Genomic DNA, 18624 nt, shown 5'->3' with positions numbered 1-18624 from the left:
CTGCAGCGATACAGCTTACGGGTGGCACTCCGACGGCGCCTCCGGTTTTCCGGCTGTCAGTGGCGGGTGGGAGGATCGGGACATGCCCGAACAGCCAGTGCCTGCTCCCTACGACGCCCTGCTCCTCCTCTCCTTCGGCGGTCCCGAAGGCCCGGACGACGTGGTCCCGTTCCTGGAGAACGTGACGCGCGGCCGCGGCATCCCCCGTGAGCGCCTCAAGGAGGTGGGACAGCACTACTTCCTGTTCGGCGGCGTGAGCCCGATCAACGCGCAGAACCGCGAGCTGCTGGACGCGCTGCGCAAGGACTTCGCCGAGCACGGCCTGGACCTGCCGGTGTACTGGGGCAACCGCAACTGGGCGCCGTATCTGACCGACACCCTGCGCGAGATGGTCCGCGACGGCCACCGCCGCATCGCGGTGCTGGCCACGAGTGCGTACGCCTCGTACTCGGGCTGCCGGCAGTACCGGGAGAACCTGGCGGACGCGCTGGCCACCCTGGAGGCCGAGGGCCTGGAGCTGCCTCGGGTCGACAAGTTGCGGCATTACTTCAACCACCCCGGTTTCGTCCGCCCCATGGTCGACGGCGTGCTGGCCTCGCTCGCCGAGCTGCCCGAGGACGTCCGCGCGGGCGCCCACATCGCGTTCACCACGCACTCCATCCCCACCGCCGCCGCCGACACCTCGGGGCGCCCGGAGGAGCACACCGAGGGCGGCGAGGGCGGCGCGTATGTCGCGCAGCACCTCGACGTGGCCCAGGTGATCGCCGACGCGGTGCGCGACGAGACGGGCACGGCCCACCCCTGGCGGCTCGTCTACCAGTCGCGCAGCGGCGCCCCGCACATCCCGTGGCTGGAGCCCGACATCTGCGACCACCTGGAGACGCTGCACACGCAGGGCGTCCCGGCCGTCGTGATGGCCCCCATCGGCTTCGTCTCGGACCACATGGAGGTCAAGTACGACCTCGACACGGAGGCCACGGCCAAGGCCGCGGAGCTGGGCCTGCCGGTGGTCCGCTCGGCCACCGTCGGCGCCGACCCGCGGTTCGCCGCGGCCGTCCGCGATCTGCTGCTGGAGCGCGCGGCGGCCGAGCGCGGCCGCTCCCCGGAGCGCTGCGCCCTGGGCGCCCTCGGGGCGAGCCACGACCTCTGCCCGGTCGGCTGCTGCCCGGCCCGCTCCCCCCGGCCCGCCGCCGCGGGCGCCGACTGGAGCGGCCCGTCGGCGGGGGCCTGATGCCCGTCCCGGGCCGCCCGACGGCGTGCGGCCCGGCTGCCCGGTCCGCGGGCGCCCGCCCCGCGGCGGCCCGCGGACCTGCCGTACGCAGCACCCGCGGGGCCTTCCGTACGAACAAGGAGCACCGTGTCCGACCCTCTGAAGGACGCCCCGCTGAACAGCGGTGAGCTGAAGGACGAACTTCTCGCGCTGGCCCTGGAGGCCGCCCGCCGGGCCGGTGAGCTGCTGCGCGACGGCCGCCCCGCCGACCTCGGCGTGGCCGCCACGAAGTCCAGCCCCATCGACGTCGTCACCGACATGGACATCGCCTCCGAGAAGCTGATCACCGGCTTCCTCTCCGAGCGCCGCCCCGAGGACGGCTTCCTCGGCGAGGAGGGCGCCAGCGCCGAGGGCTCCAGCGGGGTGCGCTGGGTGATCGACCCGATCGACGGCACCGTCAACTACCTCTACGGCCAGCCCTCTTGGGCCGTGTCCATCGCCGCCCAGAAGGACGGCGAGACGGTCGTCGGCGTGGTCGCGGCACCGATGCGCGGCGAGACCAGCCACGCCGTCCTCGGCGGCGGCGCCTTCCTGAACAACGCGCCGATCCGGGTGCGCCCCGCGCCGCCGCTCTCCCAGGCCCTGGTCGGCACCGGCTTCGGGTACGTCGCCGAGCGGCGCGCCGCGCAGGCGGCGGTGCTGGGCTCGCTGCTCCCGAAGGTGCGCGACATCCGGCGGGGCGGCTCGGCCGCGATCGACCTGTGCGACGTGGCCTGCGGCCGGCTGGACGCCTACTACGAGCGCGGGCTGAACCCCTGGGACTTCGCGGCGGGCGAGCTGATCGCCCGCGAGGCCGGCGCGCGCACCGCCGGCCGTCCCGGCGAGCCGGCCTCGCACGAGCTGACCGTCGCCGGGTCCCCGGCCGTTTTCGAGGCGCTGCAGCCCCTGCTGGAGGATCTGGGCGCCTGGCACGACTGATCCGGCCCCCGGGGCGCCGGGCGTCGCGCACGCCGCCGTACGGCCCGTACAGGCGTCCAGGTACGACCGGGCGTCCAGGCGTGAGCGGGCGTCCGGATACGACAAAGCGCCCTGGCACCGTCCCCTCGGTGCCGGGGCGCCCCTCGTCGTGGGCGGGCGGAATCAGGCGCTGGGCGCGCCGACCTCCACACCGTGCTCAGAGGCCAGCCGCTGCAGGTCCTCCAGCTCGGCCTGCTCGACATCGGCGAGGAAGTCGTCGCCCGTTTCGCGGGCCCGGTCCAGGTCGGCTTCGGTGTTCTTTATGCGCTGCAGAATGCCTGCGGTGAACGCGTCCATGGTGCGCCCCCTCGTCGTGGGTCGGTGGCACGGGGGTGTGCCGACGGGTGTGGGCCCCTCGTCCACGGGGGTGTGGCAGAGGGAGATCACGGCGTGGTCCCTGCGGGCTGCCGGCCGGTCACGGTACGGCGTCGTGCAGGGCGTGATCGCGAGTGTGCAATCGTCCTCCCCAAGCGGAACCTCACGGAAACCTCAGACGCGTGGTGAATCCTGGCGATCGGGTGCCCGCGTCCTCGCCATCGGGGCCCGCACCTGCTCTTACAGCCGGTTTACGGCTCTTCGGGGCAGGATGGATGTGCTCGAAATTTGTGTGCGCCCTGTTCGGCGGGGCCGTGAGGAAGGACTAGCGACGTGCGTGTACTCGTCGTCGAGGACGAGCAGCTGCTCGCCGATGCGGTGGCCACCGGACTGCGCCGGGAGGCCATGGCGGTCGACGTGGTGTACGACGGCGCGGCCGCGCTGGAGCGTATCGCGGTCAACGACTACGACGTCGTCGTGCTGGACCGCGACCTCCCGCTGGTCCACGGCGACGACGTCTGCCGCAGGATCGTCGAACTGGGGATGCCCACCCGCGTACTGATGCTGACCGCCTCCGGCGACGTCAGCGACCGCGTCGAGGGCCTGGAGATCGGCGCGGACGACTATCTGCCCAAGCCCTTCGCGTTCACGGAGCTGACCGCGCGCGTACGGGCGCTGGGGCGGCGTACGACGGTCGCGCTGCCTCCCGTACTGGAACGGGCGGGCATCAAGCTCGACCCGAACCGCCGCGAGGTCTTCCGCGACGGCAAGGAGGTCCAGCTCGCGCCCAAGGAGTTCGCGGTGCTGGAGGTCCTGATGCGCAGCGAGGGCACGGTCGTCTCGGCCGAGCAGCTGCTGGAGAAGGCGTGGGACGAGAACACCGACCCGTTCACCAACGTGGTCCGGGTGACCGTCATGACGCTGCGCCGCAAGCTCGGTGAGCCCGCGGTGATCGTGACCGTACCGGGCTCCGGCTACCGGATCTGACGAGCATGGCCACGACACCAGCGGCCCCTCAGACGCCGCCCGCGCCGCCCAAGCCCACCTGGGACCCGAAACCACCGGTCCGCCCGTTCCCCTGGCTCCGCCCGACCATCCGCATAAGGCTCACGCTGCTGTACGGCGGCATGTTCCTGATGGCCGGCATCGTGCTGCTCGCGATCATCTACATGCTCGCCGCCAACGCGCTGCAGGACGGCAACCAGCTGCCCTTCAAGATCATCGGTTCGGACTTCCGGATCGTCACCGACCGCTGCCCCGGAGCGGCCACCAACAACGTCGACCAGCTGAACTCCGCCATCAACACCTGCATCTCGCAGCAGCGCGCGGTGGCCCTGAACAACCTCCTGAACCGCTCCCTGATGGCGCTGGTCGGGCTGACCATCGTCGCGTTCGCCTTCGGGTACGCGATGGCGGGCCGCGTCCTGTCGCCGCTCGGCCGCATCACGCGGACCGCGCAGCGGGTGGCCGGCTCCGACCTGCACCGGCGGATCGAGCTGGGCGGCCCGGACGACGAGCTGAAGGAGCTCGCCGACACGTTCGACGAGATGCTCGACCGGCTGGACCGCGCGTTCGAGTCGCAGCAGCGCTTCGTGGCGAACGCCTCGCACGAGCTGCGGACGCCCCTGGCGATCAACCGCACGCTCCTCGAAGTACAGCTCGCCGACCCGGAGGCGTCACCGGAGCTGGCCCAGTTGGGCAAGACCCTGCTGGCCACCAACGAGCGCAGCGAACAGCTGGTGGAGGGCCTGCTGCTGCTCGCCCGCAGCGAGAACAAGATCGTGGACCGGAAGCCGGTCGACCTCTCCGAGGTCGCCTCGCAGGCCATCGAACAGGTCCGCGGCGAGGCCCAGACCAAGGGCGTGGAGCTGCGCGGCGTACGCAAGCAGGTCTTCGTCCAGGGCAGCGGCGTCCTCCTGGAGCGCATCGCGCTGAACCTCGTACAGAACGCCGTGCGGTACAACACTCCCAGCGACGGATGGGTGGAGGTGACCACGGAGGCGCAGCCCGGATGGGCGGTGCTGGTGGTCTCCAACACGGGCCCGGTGGTCCCCGCCTATGAGGTGGAGAACATCTTCGAGCCCTTCCGGAGGCTGCGTACGGAGCGCACGGGCAGCGACAAGGGCGTGGGCCTCGGCCTGTCCATCGTGCGGTCCGTCGTCCGGGCGCACGACGGCACGATCACCGCGGTGCCGCGTGAGGGCGGTGGCCTGGACATGCGGGTGGTGCTCCCGGTGTGAGTGTTCCGGCCAGGGCGCCCGCGGGTCCGGCTTGACGCGGTGGCGGGTGTCCGGTCATCCTTCGCCCCGAGTTCGCTTTGCGCGGAATTCGACCGGTCCGTTCGTTGGCCCGGACGTGTGTGATCGCTCACAGGCACGAATTCCGGGCCATCTACTCTCCGTGATCGCCAAGCCCCTCGGAAGGCCGGGAAAATCCGGGTTTCCCGGGGGTCCGATCACGGGAAGTACACGGGATGGCAAGCGCGAGGTGCGACTTTAGGACCGTGTACGGTCCTATCGCCATCCAAACCGATCACCTCTTCAGGGGTGCGGTTGGGTGTCGATTGAGTAACAGACCTTGATGTGAGGCAAAATCTCCGCCTCAGGTCGGGCACAAGTCCGGCCTCTCACGCGTTACGAGCGCTGAGACACCGCAGACACCCAGAGGGGGAGAGCGACCATGGCTACGGATTACGACACACCACGCAAGACCGATGACGACCTCAACGAGGACAGCATCGAGGAACTGAAGTCGCGGCGGAACGACAAGTCCGCCTCGGCCGTCGACGTCGACGAGTTCGAGCAGGCCGAGGGCCTGGAGCTGCCCGGCGCCGACCTGTCCAACGAAGAGCTCGCCGTGCGGGTCCTGCCCAAGCAGCAGGACGAGTTCACGTGCATGAGCTGCTTCCTGGTCCACCACCGCAGCCAGCTGGCGGCGGAGGACAAGAACGGCCAGCCCATCTGCCGCGACTGCGCGGCCTGAGGGCGGGCCGAGGCCGTGGCGCGCGCACCGCACCCGGCCGGGAAGGCGACGGCTTCCCGGACAGGCGCAGCAACCGGCCATGGCCACCGGGACGACAGCGTGAGGTGAAGCTCAGTGAGACCGTTCCGTAGAGGCAAGCAGGGTGAGACCGGTCCGGCGGCCGGCGCACGAACACGCGAGGAAACCGCGCCCGTGCCCGCCGACCAGGCCGCCCTCCCCGCGGAGCGGCACAACGGAGCGCTGAGGGAGCGTGGCCGCGCGGCCACGCTCGCGGCCAGAGTGGGCAACGGCGCACGCAAAGGTGGTGCCGGCGCGCGGTCGGGACTCTCCTGGACCGCCGACCGGATCATCGAGAACGCCCCGCGGATCCCGGTCCGCGACCTGGCCACGCTGCGCCGCCAGTTCCCCGGCCTGACGCCGGAGCAACTGGCCGACAAGCTCGTCGCGGGAGCCACCAAGGGCACCGCCACCGTCGGTGCGGGAGTGGGCGCGGCGGCCATGCTGCCGGTGCCGCCCGCGATGCCGGCCGAGCTCGCCGCCGAGGTCATCGGCGTCGCCTCGGTCGAGATCAAGCTCATCGCCGAGCTGCACGAGGTGTACGGCGTGCGCCCGCAGGGCGGCCTCCGGGCCCGCAGCCTGGCCTACGTCCAGTCCTGGACCCAGGAGCGCGGCGTGGACGTCGCCAAGCCCGCCTCGCTGAACCTCGCGCTCGGCGGCCAGATGAAGCGCGAGCTGCGCCAGCAGATCATGAAGCGCACGATGCGCAACCTGCCGAACCTGACGCCGTTCATGATCGGCGCCGCGGTCGGCGCGTTCATGAACCGCCGGGACACCGCCAAGCTGGCAGCCAGGATCCGGCAGGACCTGCGCCGCCGCCAGGTCCCCTGGGACGCGCTCCCGGACCCGGCCCCGGCTCCCGTGCACGACCTGCGCAAGCGGCTCACGGACCGCGTCAAGCCCGTCCCGGACCGTGCGAGAACCGGCCTCACCGGCCGTCACAAGCCCGACCGGAGCGCCTGATACCCCCGGGTTCCGCCGGCCCGCCGGAACGCCGCTGAAGCCCTGGCCCGCCCCTCAGACGCGGACCCCCGGTCCGCTCTCAGGCGCGGATCGCCGCCAGCGCCGCCGACAGCTCCTCCGGGTGCCGCGTCGACAAGTACACGTACGGCGTCGGATCCGCCGGATCCGTCACCTCGACCCGCACCGCCGTCGGGATGTAACTGCGCATCAGCATGAACGCGCGGGTATCGGCCTTGTACGTGCGCCAGGCCCGCGCCTCCGCCGCGTCCAGCACCTCCGCCTCACCCAGCGCGGCCGCCGGGATCTTCGCGTCCCCCGCGATCAGCGACCCGGCGACGACCCGGATCCGCGCGGAGCCGTACGAGCTCACCAGGACCGCGGCCAGCGCCGCGCCGCCCACCAGCCCGCCCAGCATCGGCAGCGTCCCGAGCGGCAGCAGCATCAGGGCACAGGCGACGCCGACGGCGACGGCGATCACCCACCAGGAGCGGGGAGCGGTGAGACGTTCTTCGTACGACTGCATGGGTCCAGCTTGGCACGTGCGCGCGCGTGCTCCGCGCGCGCGGGTAGGGTCTCCACCTGTGAGTGCAGCCAACAGACCGTCGACGCAGTTGACGCCGCCCGCGGACGCCACCGCACCGGTGCGGCACCCCGAAGCCCCCGCGCCCGGCGAACTGCTCGGCGCGCACTACGACCGATGTTTCGGGTGCGGCGGCGAACAGCCGCACGGCCTGCACCTGGAGGCGCGGGCCGGCGAGGGAGTGCGCGTCAGCGCGGAGTTCACCGTCAAGGAGGCCCACCAGGGCGCCCCCGGCCTCGCGCACGGCGGCGTACTGGCCACGGCCCTGGACGAGACGCTCGGCTCGCTCAACTGGATGCTGCACGCCATCGCGGTGACCGGACGGCTGGAGACCGACTTCCTGCGCCCCGTACCGGTCGGCACGGTCCTGCACCTGGACGCCGAGGTCACCGCCGTACACGGCAGGAAGATCTACTCCCGCGCCGAGGGCCGGATCGGCGGCCCGGACGGCCCGGTGGCGGTCCGCGCCCAGGCCGTCTTCATCGAGGTGAAGGTCGAGCACTTCATCGACAACGGCCGGCCCGAGGAGATCCAGGCCGCGATGGCCGACCCCGACCAGCTGCGCCGCGCTCGCGCTTTCGAGGTGAACCCGTGACCCATCAGGCAGACGTGGCCCATCAGGCAGACATGGCCCACCAGGCAGACGTGGCCCACCAGGCACAGCAGGTACGGACTCCGGTGGACGTACGGATCCGGCGGGTGGATCCGGAGGTTCCGCTGCCCGCATACGGGCACCCGGGCGACGCCGGGGCCGACCTCGTCACCACCGAGGCGGCCGAACTGGCCCCGGGGGAGCGTGCGGTGCTCCCCACGGGGGTGGCCATCGCGCTGCCCGAGGGGTACGCCGCGTTCGTACACCCGCGGTCGGGCCTCGCGGCCCGCTGCGGTGTGGCGCTCGTGAATGCCCCGGGGACGGTGGATGCCGGGTACCGTGGGGAGATCAAGGTGATCGTGGTCAATCTGGATCCGCGCGAGTCCGTGCGTTTCGAGAGGTTCGACCGGATCGCCCAACTGGTCGTCCAGCAGGTCGAGAAGGTGCGCTTCCAGGAGGTGGCGGAGCTTCCCGGCTCGTCGCGGGCCGAGGGGGGATTCGGTTCCACCGGCGGTCACGCGGCGGTGGGCGGCGCGGGCGGGAATGGATACGCATCGGTCGGTGCCGACCGGGAAGGACAGTGACGTGTTCGGACGTCGCAAGAAGAACGAGGCTCCTGACGACGCGGTCGAGGCGGTCGATCCTGCCGAGGAGGCGACGTCGTCGGACCGGTCCGACGCGGACGACGAGGGCTACGGCGTGAGCCTCCCGCCGGCCCCGCGCCCCGACGGCCCCTGGGACGTCTCCGAGGTCGGCAATCCGGGCGAGGGCCGGGTGGACCTGGGCGGCCTCTTCGTGCCGGGCGTCGAGGGCATGGAGCTGCGGGTCGAGGTCGCCGGGGACGCGATCGTCGCCGCGACCATCGTGCTGCAGGACAGCGCCGTGCAGCTGCAGGCGTTCGCGGCGCCCAAGAACGAGGGCATCTGGGCCGAGGTCCGCGAGGAGATCGCCGCCGGCATCACCCAGCAGGGCGGCGTCATCGACACGGTCGACGGCCCGCTGGGCTGGGAGCTGCGCGCCCAGGTGCCGGTGCAGCTGCCGGACGGGACGAACGGCGTACAGGTCGTGCGGTTCGTCGGCGTGGACGGCCCGCGGTGGTTCCTGCGCGGCGTGATCTCCGGCCAGGGCGCGGTGCAGCCGCAGGCCGCCGGGCTGCTGGAGCAGATCTTCCGGGACACGGTCGTGGTGCGCGGCGAGGGCCCGATGGCGCCCCGCGACCCGATCGTCCTCAAGCTCCCCGACGACGCGCAGATGGTGCCCGAGGGCGTCCAGCAGGACGACGCCTCGCAGTCCCGCTTCGGCGGCGGCGTGGAGCGCCTGGAGCGCGGCCCGGAGATCACCGAGATCCGCTGACCGCGCCCGTACGCACCCTTGCGGCCCGCGACGCCCCGTACGGTGGGGCGCTGCGGGCCGCAAGGGTGTGGGCCATGGGGCGTCGCGGGCCGCAGGGGTGTGGGCTGCGGGTCGGGGCGGGTGGCGGGGGCCGGGGGCCGCGTACGCCGTACCGTTTCGCCCCTTGTTGCCCCCATGGGGGCGTATTGGGGTCCCCTTCTCAACACAGTACTGGGCGGCACTGACAACCCCGCCGCCCCACCGGCCCGTCACGTCACCGACACCCCGCCGTCCGGCCGGGCGACACCCCCTCACCCGTCCGGCCCATCAGAGTCGCGTCAAGACCTGGGCTCCCGGCCGCCGCAGCGGGCCTGTGGCGGGTTGCCGGTGGGTAGTGTCGGCAGCGGAAACGGCCCCGTGGAGGGCGGCTCGCAGGTAAGACAATGAGGCCATGGGACGCGGCAAGCTTCGCATCTATCTCGGCGCGGCGCCGGGCGTCGGCAAGACGTACTCGATGCTCTCCGAGGCGCACCGGCGCCTGGAGCGCGGCACGGACGTCGTCGTCGCGTTCGTGGAGCACCACGACCGGCCGCGTACGGAAGTACTGCTGCACGGCCTGGAGGAGCTGGGGCGCCGGGAGCTGAGCCACCGGGGCACGGTGTTCACGGAGATGGACGTGGACGCGGTACTGGCCCGCCGGCCCGCCGTCGCGCTGGTCGACGAGCTGGCGCACACCAACGTCCCCGGCTCCCGGAACGCCAAGCGCTGGCAGGACGTCGAGGAACTGCTCGAAGCGGGCATCGACGTGATCTCCACCGTCAACATCCAGCACCTGGAGTCACTCGGTGACGTGGTGGAGGCGATAACGGGCGTCCGGCAGCGTGAGACCGTCCCCGACGAGGTGGTCCGCCGCGCCGACCAGATAGAGCTTGTCGACATGTCGCCCCAGGCGCTGCGCCGCCGCATGGCGCACGGCAACATCTACGCCTCCGACAAGGTCGACGCCGCGCTGTCGAACTACTTCCGCCCCGGCAACCTCACCGCGCTCCGCGAGCTGGCGCTGCTGTGGGTCGCCGACCGGGTCGACGAGTACCTCCAGCAGTACCGCGCCGAGCACTCCATCCGCTCCACCTGGCAGGCCCGTGAGCGCATCGTCGTCGGCCTCACCGGCGGCCCCGAGGGCAAGACGCTGCTGCGCCGTGCGGCAAGGATGGCCGCCAAGGGCTCCGGCAGCGAGGTACTGGCCGTCTACATCGCGCGCAGCGACGGGCTCACCGGTGCCTCGCCCAAGGAGCTGGCCGTCCAGCGCACCCTGGTCGAGGACCTGGGCGGCAGCTTCCACCACGTGATCGGCGACGACGTGCCCAGCGCCCTGCTGGAGTTCGCGCGCGGGGTGAACGCCACCCAGATCGTGCTGGGCTCCAGCCGCCGCAAGGCGTGGCAGTACGTCTTCGGGCCCGGGGTGGGGGCGACCGTCGCCCGCGACTCGGGGCCCGACCTGGACGTCCACATCGTCACCCACGACGAGGTCGCCAAGGGGCGCGGCCTGCCGGTCGCGCGCGGCGCCCGGCTCAGCCGCTCCCGCGTGCTGGCCGGCTGGCTCACCGGCGTGCTCGGCCCGGTACTGCTCACGCTGTTCCTGTACAGCCTCGAGAGCGGTCCGGGGCTCGCCAACGATGTGCTGCTCTTCCTGTTCCTGACGGTGGCGGCCGCGCTGCTCGGCGGGCTGCTGGCCGCGCTCGCCTCCGCCGCCGTCGGCTCGGTCCTGCTGAACTTCTACTTCACGCCGCCCACCCACAGCATCACCATCGCCGACCCCGAGAACATCGTCGCCATCGCGATCTTCTTCGCGGTCGGGGTGGCCGTCGCCTCCGTGGTGGACCTGGCGGCCCGCCGTACGCACCAGGCCGCCCGGCTGCGCGCCGAGGCGGAGATCCTGTCCTTCCTGGCCGGCAGCGTGCTGCGCGGCGAGACCACGCTGAACGCGCTGCTGGAACGCGTGCGCGAGACCTTCGCCATGGACGCCGTCGCCCTCCTCGAACGCGAGAGCGACGTCGAGCCGTGGACCTGCGCGGGCAGCGTCGGCGAGGCCATGGCCCCGCGCCGCCCCGAGGACGCGGACGTGGACATGCCCGTCAGCGACCACATGGCCCTCGCGCTCACCGGCCGCAAGCTGCCCGCCGAGGACCGCCGGGTGCTCGCCGCCTTCGCCGCCCAGGCCGCCGTCGTACTGGACCGCCAGCGGCTGGTCGGCGAGGCGGCGCGGGCCCGCGAGCTGGCCGAGGGCAACCGCATCCGCACCGCCCTGCTCGCCGCCGTCAGCCACGACCTGCGCACCCCCCTCGCCGGCATCAAGGCCGCCGTCACCTCGCTCCGCTCCGACGACGTGGCCTGGTCCGAGGAGGACGAGGCCGAGCTGCTGGCCGGCATCGAGGACGGCGCCGACCGGCTGGACCACCTGGTGGGGAACCTCCTGGACATGTCCCGGCTGCAGACCGGCACGGTCACCCCGCTGATCCGCGACACCGACCTGGACGAGGTCGTCCCGATGGCGCTCGGCGGCGTCCCCGAAGGCAGCGTCTGCCTGGACATACCCGAGGCGCTGCCCTTCGTGGCCGTCGATCCCGGGCTGCTGGAGCGCTGCGTCGCCAACCTCGTCGAGAACGCCGTGAAGTACAGCCCGGACGGCGCGCCCGTCACGGTCGCCGCCAGCGCGCTGGGCGAGCGCGTGGACGTACGCGTGGTGGACCGCGGCCCCGGCGTCCCCGACGCCGCCAAGGACCGCATCTTCGAGCCGTTCCAGCGTTACGGCGACGCCCCGCGGGGCGCCGGGGTCGGCCTCGGCCTCGCGGTCTCCCGCGGCTTCGCCGAGGCCATGGGCGGCACCCTCGCCGCCGAGGACACCCCGGGAGGCGGTCTGACCATGGTCCTGACCCTGCGCGCCGCGGCCGGCCACCCGCCGGTCGGCCCCGGTCTCCCCGCCCGGGCGACGACATGACCGCGCCCGCTCCCCGTACACCGACTGCGGCGGCCCGCGTGCCGTCCGCGGGAAAGGCAGGCCCGATGAACCGGGTGCTCGTGGTCGACGACGAGCCGCAGATCGTCCGCGCCCTCGTGATCAACCTCAAGGCGCGCAAGTACGAGGTGGACGCCGCGCCCGACGGCGCCACCGCGCTCCGGCTCGCCGCCGCCCGCCACCCCGACGTGGTCGTCCTCGACCTCGGCCTGCCCGACATGGACGGCGTGGACGTGATCCGGGGGCTGCGCGGCTGGACCCGGGTGCCGATCCTGGTGCTCTCCGCCCGGCAGACCTCCGACGAGAAGGTCGAGGCGCTGGACGCGGGCGCCGACGACTACGTCACCAAGCCGTTCGGCATGGACGAGCTGCTGGCCCGGCTGCGGGCCGCCGTGCGCCGCGCCGAGCCCACCGGGCCCGCCGACGCCGCCGTCCTGGTCGAGACCGAGGGCTTCACCGTCGACCTGGCCGCCAAGAAGGTCAACCGCGGCGGCCGCGACGTCCGCCTCACCCCCACCGAGTGGCACCTCCTGGAGGTGCTGGTCCGCAACACGGGCCGCCTGGTCAGCCAGAAACAGCTGCTCCAGGAGGTCTGGGGCCCCTCGTACGGCACGGAGTCCAACTATCTGCGGGTCTACATGGCCCAGCTGCGCCGCAAGCTGGAGGCCGATCCGTCCCACCCCCGGCACTTCGTCACCGAGCCGGGCATGGGCTACCGCTTCGAACAGTGATCCGTATGCGGTGATCGGTACGCGGTGTCGGCCGTCCGCAGCGGTCCGTGTTCGCGGGGTCCGGCCCGTGATCCCGGGGCGAGACGGCCGGTACGCTGGCTGTATGAGTGCTGGGACCCGTTCCGACAAGCCGGCCGGACGTTTCCGCCGGCTGCTCGACAGGCTGTCCTCCTCCGAGGAGGAGCTGCAGTCCGCCGAGCTGCAGCAGGACGCGCAGAACGCGGGCTGTACGCGCATCTGCGACTGCGACGACCGTCAGATCGTGAAGGTCACGGGTACGCTGCGGCACGTCACGCTGCGTCCCCGGGCCGGGGTGCCGGCGCTGGAGGCGGAGCTGTTCGACGGCTCGGCGGCGCTGGACGTGGTCTGGCTCGGCCGACGCGCCATCACCGGTATCGAGCCGGGCCGTAAGCTCATCGCCTCCGGCCGGATTTCCATGAGCCACGGACGCCGGGTGCTGTTCAATCCGAAGTACGAACTCCGACCGCTCGGACAGGAGTAGCCGGTGACGTCGTTCGAGAAGACGACCACGAGCAACGAGGAAGCGCCCGCCGACGGGCACGGAAAAGCCGGCAAGGCGGCCGCCGAGAAGGCCATCCTGGAGGCGTTCGGCGGCTTCTGGGGCATGGTGGACACGACGGTCCCCGGCCTGGTCTTCGTGCTGATCTACACGATCAAGCGGGACATCCACACCGCCGCGATCATCGCGCTGGGCCTGACCGTCCTGCTGGCCCTGGTCCGGCTCGCCCGCAGGGAAACCCTCAAGCACGCCTTCAGCGGCGTCTTCGGCGTGGCCATCGGCGCGGTCTTCGCGATGATGTCCGGCGACGCCAAGAACTTCTACCTGCCGGGCATGCTGTACACGCTGGGTCTCGCGGTCGTGTACGTGCTCTCGGCGCTCTTCAGGTTCCCGCTCATCGGCGTGCTGCTCGGCCCGATACTGCGCGAGAACCTCTCCTGGCGGACGCGCAATCCCGGCCGCTTCAAGGCGTACACCAAGTCCACCTACGCCTGGGGCTTCATCCTGCTCGCCAAGTCCGCGATCCTCTTCCCGCTGTACTGGTGGGGAGACGCCACTCAGCTCGGCTGGGTCAAGGTCGCGCTCGGCATCCCGCCGTTCCTGCTCTGCGTCTACCTGACTTGGATCTTCCTGGCGAAGGCCCCCGCCCCGATCGACGTGATCGCGGAGATGGAGGCCAAGGAGAAGGCCGAGGCCGACGCGTCCGGCGTGTAGTCCGCGTACGGCGAGGGGCCCGGAACCGCACCGGTTCCGGGCCCCTCGTACGTCCGTAGCGCCTACTCCGTCGGCTTCCTGACGGAAAGCAGGTCCTCCAGCTGCTCCTCCCGCGCCTGCGCCGCGACGAACAGCAGCTCGTCACCGGCCTCCAGCGCGTCCTCCTTGTTGGGCGTGAGCACCCGGGTCCCGCGGATGATCGTCACCAGCGAGGTGTCCTCGGGCCACTCCACGTCGCCCACCTGAGTACCGGCCAGCGCCGCCTCCGGGGGCAGCGTCAGCTCGACGAGGTTGGCGTCGCCGTGGCTGAAGCGCAGCAGCCGTACGAGGTCGCCGACGCTCACCGCCTCCTCCACCAGCGCGGACATCAGCCGCGGCGTGGAGACCGCCACGTCGACACCCCACGCCTCGTTGAAGAGCCACTCGTTCTTGGGGTTGTTGACGCGGGCCACCACGCGCGGCACGCCGTACTCGGTCTTGGCCAGCAGCGAGACGACGAGGTTGACCTTGTCGTCACCGGTCGCCGCGATGACGACGTTGCACCGCTGCAGCGCCGCCTCGTCCAGCGAGGTGATCTCGCAGGCGTCGGCCAGCAGCCACTCCGCCTGCGGCACCCGCTCCACCGAGATGGCGGTGGGCGCCTTGTCGATCAGCAGGACCTCATGGCCGTTCTCCAGGAGCTCGCCCGCGATGGAACGCCCGACGGCTCCGGCACCAGCGATCGCGACCCTCATGCGCCTGCCTCCTCGGGGCCCTCGGCGAACGCCGCCTCGACCTTCTCCACCTCGTCGGTGCGCATCATCACGTGCACCAGATCGCCTTCCTGCAGGACGGTCTGCGAGGTCGGCAGTATCGCCTCGCCCAGCCGGGTGAGGAAGGCCACCCGTACGCCGGTCTCCTCCTGGAGACGGCTGACCTTGTGGCCGACCCAGGACGCGTCGGTGTGCACCTCGGCGAGCTGCACGCCGCCGCTGGGGTCCCGCCACAGCGGCTCGGCGCCCGAGGGGAGCAGCCGGCGCAGCATCTGGTCCGCCGTCCAGCGGACGGTGGCCACGGTCGGGATGCCCAGGCGCTGGTAGACCTCGGCGCGGCGCGGGTCGTAGATGCGGGCCGCGACGTTCTCCACGCCGAACATCTCGCGGGCCACCCGGGCGGCGATGATGTTGGAGTTGTCGCCGCTGCTGACCGCGGCGAACGCGCCGGCCTCCTCGATCCCCGCCTCGCGCAGGGTGTCCTGGTCGAAGCCGACACCGGTCACCCGGCGGCCGCCGAAGGAGGAGCCCAGCCGCCGGAAGGCGGTGGGGTCCTGGTCGACCACGGCGATCGTGTGCCCCTGGTTCTCCAGGGTCTGTGCGAGCGCGGATCCGACGCGCCCGCAGCCCATGATGACGATGTGCATCGTCCGCTTACCCCGCACTCCTCGTAGGCCCGCTGGCCTGCCTCAACACCCTGCTCACAACTTTCTTTCCGGCGTACCGGCCCGCCCGGGGCGCCCTGGCCCCGGTACCGCCCGGTCACGAGCTTATGCGGCAACGGGGGAGTTGCCCCCGCTGATGTGCGACACCACCGTAACCGGCCCGTCGGAGGGAGGGAGTGCTGCCCTTCAGGGGCTGCTCGGTCCGAGGCGCGTTCCCGGCGGGAAGACGAAGCGGGCGGAGGAGACGGAGAACGTACAGCGGGGTGCGGGGGACGCGAGGTCGGGCAGGGGCGGGTGCCAGTCCAGGACGCCGAGCCGGCCCCGGCCGAGGCGCCCCGAGACCTGCCCGCACAGGAATGTCCGTTCGCCGCCGATCCGGCCGAACCCGCTGCTGGGGGCGCGCAGGACCGGGACGCGCGCCCGGCCGTGCGGGCCCAGGCGGAGGGCCGCGACCGGCCCGTTGTCGTCGCGGATGCGGACGGTCTGCGCGTCCCACGAGAAGCGGGCGAGCTCCTTCGGGATGCCCCACAGCCGCCGCCCGCCGCGCAGCGACGCCGCCGAGTCCACCCAGATGCGGTGGCAGAACAGCCCCACGCGGTGGCCCCGGCGGGCCAGGGAGCCGACGGCGAATTCGTCGTACCGCAGCGGGCCCTCCAGGTAGCGCACGAGCACTACGAGGAGCGTGCGGCGGCCGCCGACGGGGCTGAGGTCGGCGGGCAGTTCGAGTGCCTCGCGCGCGGTGAGGACGGACGTCCACAGCACGCCGCGCGCCTTCCAGGGCGGCGCGGGGTAGTCCGCGGCCGGCGGTCCGGTGGGGTCGGTCACTGCGGTACTCCTTCCAGCGGGGCCGGTCACCACTCTCCTCGCCGGGGGCCGCGCAGCGCGCGCCGGGCGGCCGTGAGGCCCAGGACCGTGAAGGCCAGGGTCTGGGCGGGGGAGTGGCTCAGCAGCGGGCGGGGGCCGTACATCTCCGGGCGCCCCGGCCAGCTGCCGTCCGCCCGCTGCGCCGCGGCCAGATACGCGAGGGCCGCCCGCGTCCCGCCGCCGGGGCCGACCGCTCGCGTCCCGTTGCCCGGCCCGGCAGCCCCGTAGAGCGCCGCCAGCGCCAGCCCGGTGGCCGACGGCAGGCTGCCGGTGTCCGGGCCGTGGGCCCAGCCGCCGTCCGGCCGCCGGCTCGCGGCCAGGCGGGTCAGCTCGGCGCGGACCGCGCGGTGTCCGGGCGGCAGCGCGGGCGCGATCTCGCACACCGCGTAGGGGGCGCCGCGGTACCAGCTCGCGGCCCAGCCGTCGCCGGTGGCCCCGGCGCGCCCGGCGTACGCGAGGAGCCAGCGGCGGGCCGCGCCGGTGGGGACGCGGTGCCGGCCGCGGTAGCGGTCCAGGGCGGTGACGGCGTGGGCGACCACGTCGGGGGCCGGCGGGTCGCCCGCCGCCTGCCAGGTGGACCACAGCCCCGCCCGGCTCTGCTGCTCGGCGAGGTGGCGGAGCGCGCCGCGCGCCGCGTCCGCCGCCTCAGGGAGGCCGGCGAGGGCGAGGAGTACCGCGGCGGTGGTGTCGTTGTCGGACTCCAGCCCCTGCCGGCACGGCCAGCCCCCGTCGGGCCGCTGGGCCGCGCGGAGGAAGTCCAGCGCGCGGGGGAGGCCCTGCACATCGAAGTCCGGCTCGCCGCGGAACGCCCGTACCGTCAGCTGGGTGTCCCACACATCGGTGGTCAGGAAGCGCCAGGTGCCGTCCGGGTGCTGCGCCGTGAGCAGGTAGCCGCGGGCCCGGTACCGCGCGGTGCCGGCCGGGACGACCGCGTGCAGCGCCAGCAGGGCGAGGGACGTGCTCAGCACGTTCCCGTAGAACGAGCCGTCCGGCGCCTGGAGGTCCGCGAGGCGCCGCGCGGCCGCCTCCGCGTCCTGCGCGGCACCGAAGTACCGCTCGACGAGCGCGTGCTCGGCCAGCAGGTCCACCAGCGCCCACGACTTCAGCCGGGACCGGGCCGCGCCGTCCACCGCCGTGCGCAGCCCGGCGCGGAGCGCCCGCAGGCCGTCCGCCGTGACCGGCTCGTGCCCGGCCCCGTCCGGCGCCACCCGCTCCGCGCACGCCCGCAGGACGGCCAGCAGCCGGAGCCGGGGCGCGAAGACCGGGCCGGTGAACGCCTCCGTGCCGAGGCCGTGCCCGTCACCCGTACCGCAGGCCAGGCCGGCCAGCAGGGTCTCCGTGTACTGGGCGAGCGGATGGTGCGTCTGGGGGCGCGCGGTGCGCAGCCACTGGCGCGCCCGGCGGACCGCGTGCCGGGCCGCCGGGGTGGCCTCCCGGGACAGGGCCAGGCACGCCAGGGCGGTCTCCGTGACGCGCGGGTCGGGCGGCGACCGCCAGCCGCCGTCCTCCCGCTGGTGCCGCAGGCAGTGGCCGAGCGCGCGGGCGAGCATGTCGTCCGCCTGCCGGACGGGATCGTGGTGCAGCAGATCCCGGTACGCCGTGCCGGATTCCCCGCCGCGCCCGGGCATGTCAGCCGGTGGACGGGCGCAGCGGCCCCAGCAACTGGTTTCCCGGCGCGTCCGCGTCGTCGCTCAGAAAGAACTCGCGGAGCGCCTCCCGCCATTCTTCGTGCCTGATCCTGCCGTCGCCGTCCCGGTCGAGCCGGCGGAACGTGTCCTCGCATTGTGCGGTGTCCACGCCGACGTGGGTGTAAATGCGCCGGTACTCGTCCAGGCTCAGCGTGCCGTTCTTGTTCCTGTCCAGCGCGCGCATCAAGGCGTCGGCGATGGCCAGTACCGCGTCGTCGAGATTCGCCCGCGACGAGACGAGGGACCGCATACGGCTGATGAATTCCTGCCGGTCGAGCCGCGTGTCCGGGCCGGATCCACCGGAGGGCACCAGGAGCTTCCACCACTTCTCGAAGGCAGCACGGACCGCCGCCGCGTTCTCGTTGTCGCCCCGCGGGGTCAGTCCCGCTATTCCCTCGGCGAAACGGAAGAACCGCTCACGGGTGAGATGTCCCTGGCCTTCCCTGTCGAACATCTCGAAGAGCGCGTCGAATTTCTGGTCCTTGAGCGTGCCGGGCATGACTCTCCGCCCTTTCGTCTGCTGCGCCGATGTGCCGCAAGGCATCGCCTGCAGCATCCGGGCCCGGCGCCGGCCTTATCAAGCGGGCATTCGGACAGAGTGCATCGGCCGAGTCCGCGGGAATTCA

20 protein-coding genes are annotated in these 18624 nt (G+C 72.7%); 13 read left to right on the top strand and 7 right to left on the bottom strand.

Annotation, left to right across the window (positions count from 1 at the left end):
* Positions 1–82 precede the first annotated feature (82 nt).
* Complete coding sequence (locus tag ACIGXO_RS07365; RefSeq protein WP_399781605.1) at positions 83–1231, top strand: ferrochelatase; 1149 nt, start codon at positions 83–85, stop codon at positions 1229–1231.
* 126 nt (positions 1232–1357) lie between these two features.
* Entirely contained in the window at positions 1358–2188 is an 831-nt protein-coding gene (locus ACIGXO_RS07360; RefSeq protein ID WP_399781602.1) for an inositol monophosphatase family protein, read from the top strand.
* 162 nt (positions 2189–2350) lie between these two features.
* On the opposite strand, the gene ACIGXO_RS07355 is transcribed toward ACIGXO_RS07360, so the two are convergent.
* Positions 2351–2524, bottom strand: coding sequence for a hypothetical protein (locus tag ACIGXO_RS07355; protein ID WP_169746148.1), 174 nt, complete (start codon positions 2522–2524; stop codon positions 2351–2353).
* Positions 2525–2875: 351 nt separating this feature from the next.
* On the opposite strand from ACIGXO_RS07355, the gene ACIGXO_RS07350 reads away from it, so the two are divergent.
* The 4 genes from ACIGXO_RS07350 (at position 2876) to ACIGXO_RS07335 (ending at position 6544) form a co-directional block, all read left to right on the top strand.
* Positions 2876–3529, top strand: a complete 654-nt coding sequence (locus ACIGXO_RS07350) for a response regulator transcription factor (RefSeq protein WP_223735500.1) — start codon at positions 2876–2878, stop codon at positions 3527–3529.
* 5 nt (positions 3530–3534) lie between these two features.
* Positions 3535–4782, top strand: coding sequence for a sensor histidine kinase (locus ACIGXO_RS07345; RefSeq protein WP_399781597.1), 1248 nt, complete (start codon positions 3535–3537; stop codon positions 4780–4782).
* A 439-nt stretch (positions 4783–5221) separates the two neighbouring features.
* The gene (locus tag ACIGXO_RS07340; protein WP_003982531.1) at positions 5222–5524 is read left to right on the top strand and encodes a DUF4193 domain-containing protein; all 303 of its coding nucleotides are present in this window, start codon (positions 5222–5224) and stop codon (positions 5522–5524) included.
* A 192-nt stretch (positions 5525–5716) separates the two neighbouring features.
* Positions 5717–6544 (top strand): hypothetical protein, encoded by an 828-nt coding sequence (locus ACIGXO_RS07335; RefSeq protein ID WP_399781594.1) that lies wholly within the window; start codon positions 5717–5719, stop codon positions 6542–6544.
* Between the two features lie 79 nt (positions 6545–6623).
* Here ACIGXO_RS07335 and ACIGXO_RS07330 read toward each other — a convergent pair whose 3' ends face one another.
* Positions 6624–7067: a DUF3093 domain-containing protein gene (locus ACIGXO_RS07330; protein WP_399781592.1), complete on the bottom strand. Its 444-nt coding sequence runs from the start codon at positions 7065–7067 to the stop codon at positions 6624–6626.
* Positions 7068–7125: 58 nt separating this feature from the next.
* Between ACIGXO_RS07330 and ACIGXO_RS07325 the strand changes: the two genes are divergently transcribed.
* From ACIGXO_RS07325 to ACIGXO_RS07295, 7 genes are all read left to right on the top strand, one after another.
* A complete protein-coding gene (locus ACIGXO_RS07325; protein ID WP_399781590.1) occupies positions 7126–7719 on the top strand; it encodes a PaaI family thioesterase in 594 nt (197 codons plus the stop codon).
* Positions 7720–7751: 32 nt separating this feature from the next.
* On the top strand, positions 7752–8300 hold the full coding sequence (dut, locus tag ACIGXO_RS07320; protein WP_399781973.1) for a dUTP diphosphatase: 549 nt from the start codon (positions 7752–7754) through the stop codon (positions 8298–8300).
* A gap of 1 nt (position 8301) precedes the next feature.
* Positions 8302–9069, top strand: coding sequence for a DUF3710 domain-containing protein (locus ACIGXO_RS07315; protein ID WP_399781587.1), 768 nt, complete (start codon positions 8302–8304; stop codon positions 9067–9069).
* Between the two features lie 430 nt (positions 9070–9499).
* Positions 9500–12046 (top strand): ATP-binding protein, encoded by a 2547-nt coding sequence (locus ACIGXO_RS07310; protein WP_399781584.1) that lies wholly within the window; start codon positions 9500–9502, stop codon positions 12044–12046.
* A 65-nt stretch (positions 12047–12111) separates the two neighbouring features.
* Positions 12112–12795: a response regulator gene (locus ACIGXO_RS07305; protein ID WP_052868857.1), complete on the top strand. Its 684-nt coding sequence runs from the start codon at positions 12112–12114 to the stop codon at positions 12793–12795.
* A gap of 103 nt (positions 12796–12898) precedes the next feature.
* Complete coding sequence (locus ACIGXO_RS07300; RefSeq protein WP_031057515.1) at positions 12899–13297, top strand: OB-fold nucleic acid binding domain-containing protein; 399 nt, start codon at positions 12899–12901, stop codon at positions 13295–13297.
* Between the two features lie 3 nt (positions 13298–13300).
* Positions 13301–14029 carry a DUF3159 domain-containing protein gene (locus ACIGXO_RS07295; protein ID WP_399781581.1) on the top strand — a complete coding sequence of 243 codons (729 nt, stop codon included), beginning with the start codon at positions 13301–13303 and terminating at the stop codon, positions 14027–14029.
* 62 nt (positions 14030–14091) lie between these two features.
* On the opposite strand, the gene ACIGXO_RS07290 is transcribed toward ACIGXO_RS07295, so the two are convergent.
* The 5 genes from ACIGXO_RS07290 to ACIGXO_RS07270 form a co-directional block, all read right to left on the bottom strand.
* Positions 14092–14763, bottom strand: a complete 672-nt coding sequence (locus ACIGXO_RS07290; RefSeq protein WP_030260896.1) for a TrkA family potassium uptake protein — start codon at positions 14761–14763, stop codon at positions 14092–14094.
* A complete protein-coding gene (locus ACIGXO_RS07285) occupies positions 14760–15428 on the bottom strand; it encodes a TrkA family potassium uptake protein (RefSeq protein ID WP_031057521.1) in 669 nt (222 codons plus the stop codon). Before ACIGXO_RS07285 ends, ACIGXO_RS07290 begins: the two co-directional genes overlap by 4 nt.
* 204 nt (positions 15429–15632) lie before the next feature.
* Positions 15633–16271, bottom strand: a complete 639-nt coding sequence (locus ACIGXO_RS07280; RefSeq protein ID WP_399781577.1) for an acetoacetate decarboxylase family protein — start codon at positions 16269–16271, stop codon at positions 15633–15635.
* A gap of 26 nt (positions 16272–16297) precedes the next feature.
* Positions 16298–17938, bottom strand: a complete 1641-nt coding sequence (locus tag ACIGXO_RS07275) for a prenyltransferase/squalene oxidase repeat-containing protein (protein ID WP_399781574.1) — start codon at positions 17936–17938, stop codon at positions 16298–16300.
* Position 17939: 1 nt separating this feature from the next.
* The gene (locus tag ACIGXO_RS07270) at positions 17940–18497 is read right to left on the bottom strand and encodes an EF-hand domain-containing protein (protein WP_399781571.1); all 558 of its coding nucleotides are present in this window, start codon (positions 18495–18497) and stop codon (positions 17940–17942) included.
* Positions 18498–18624 lie beyond the last annotated feature (127 nt).

Source organism: Streptomyces sp. NPDC053542 (genome assembly GCF_044544685.1).
Classification (GTDB): domain Bacteria; phylum Actinomycetota; class Actinomycetes; order Streptomycetales; family Streptomycetaceae; genus Streptomyces.
Note: the sequence above shows the minus strand (reverse complement) of the source record. Positions and strands in the feature narration are given on the sequence as shown.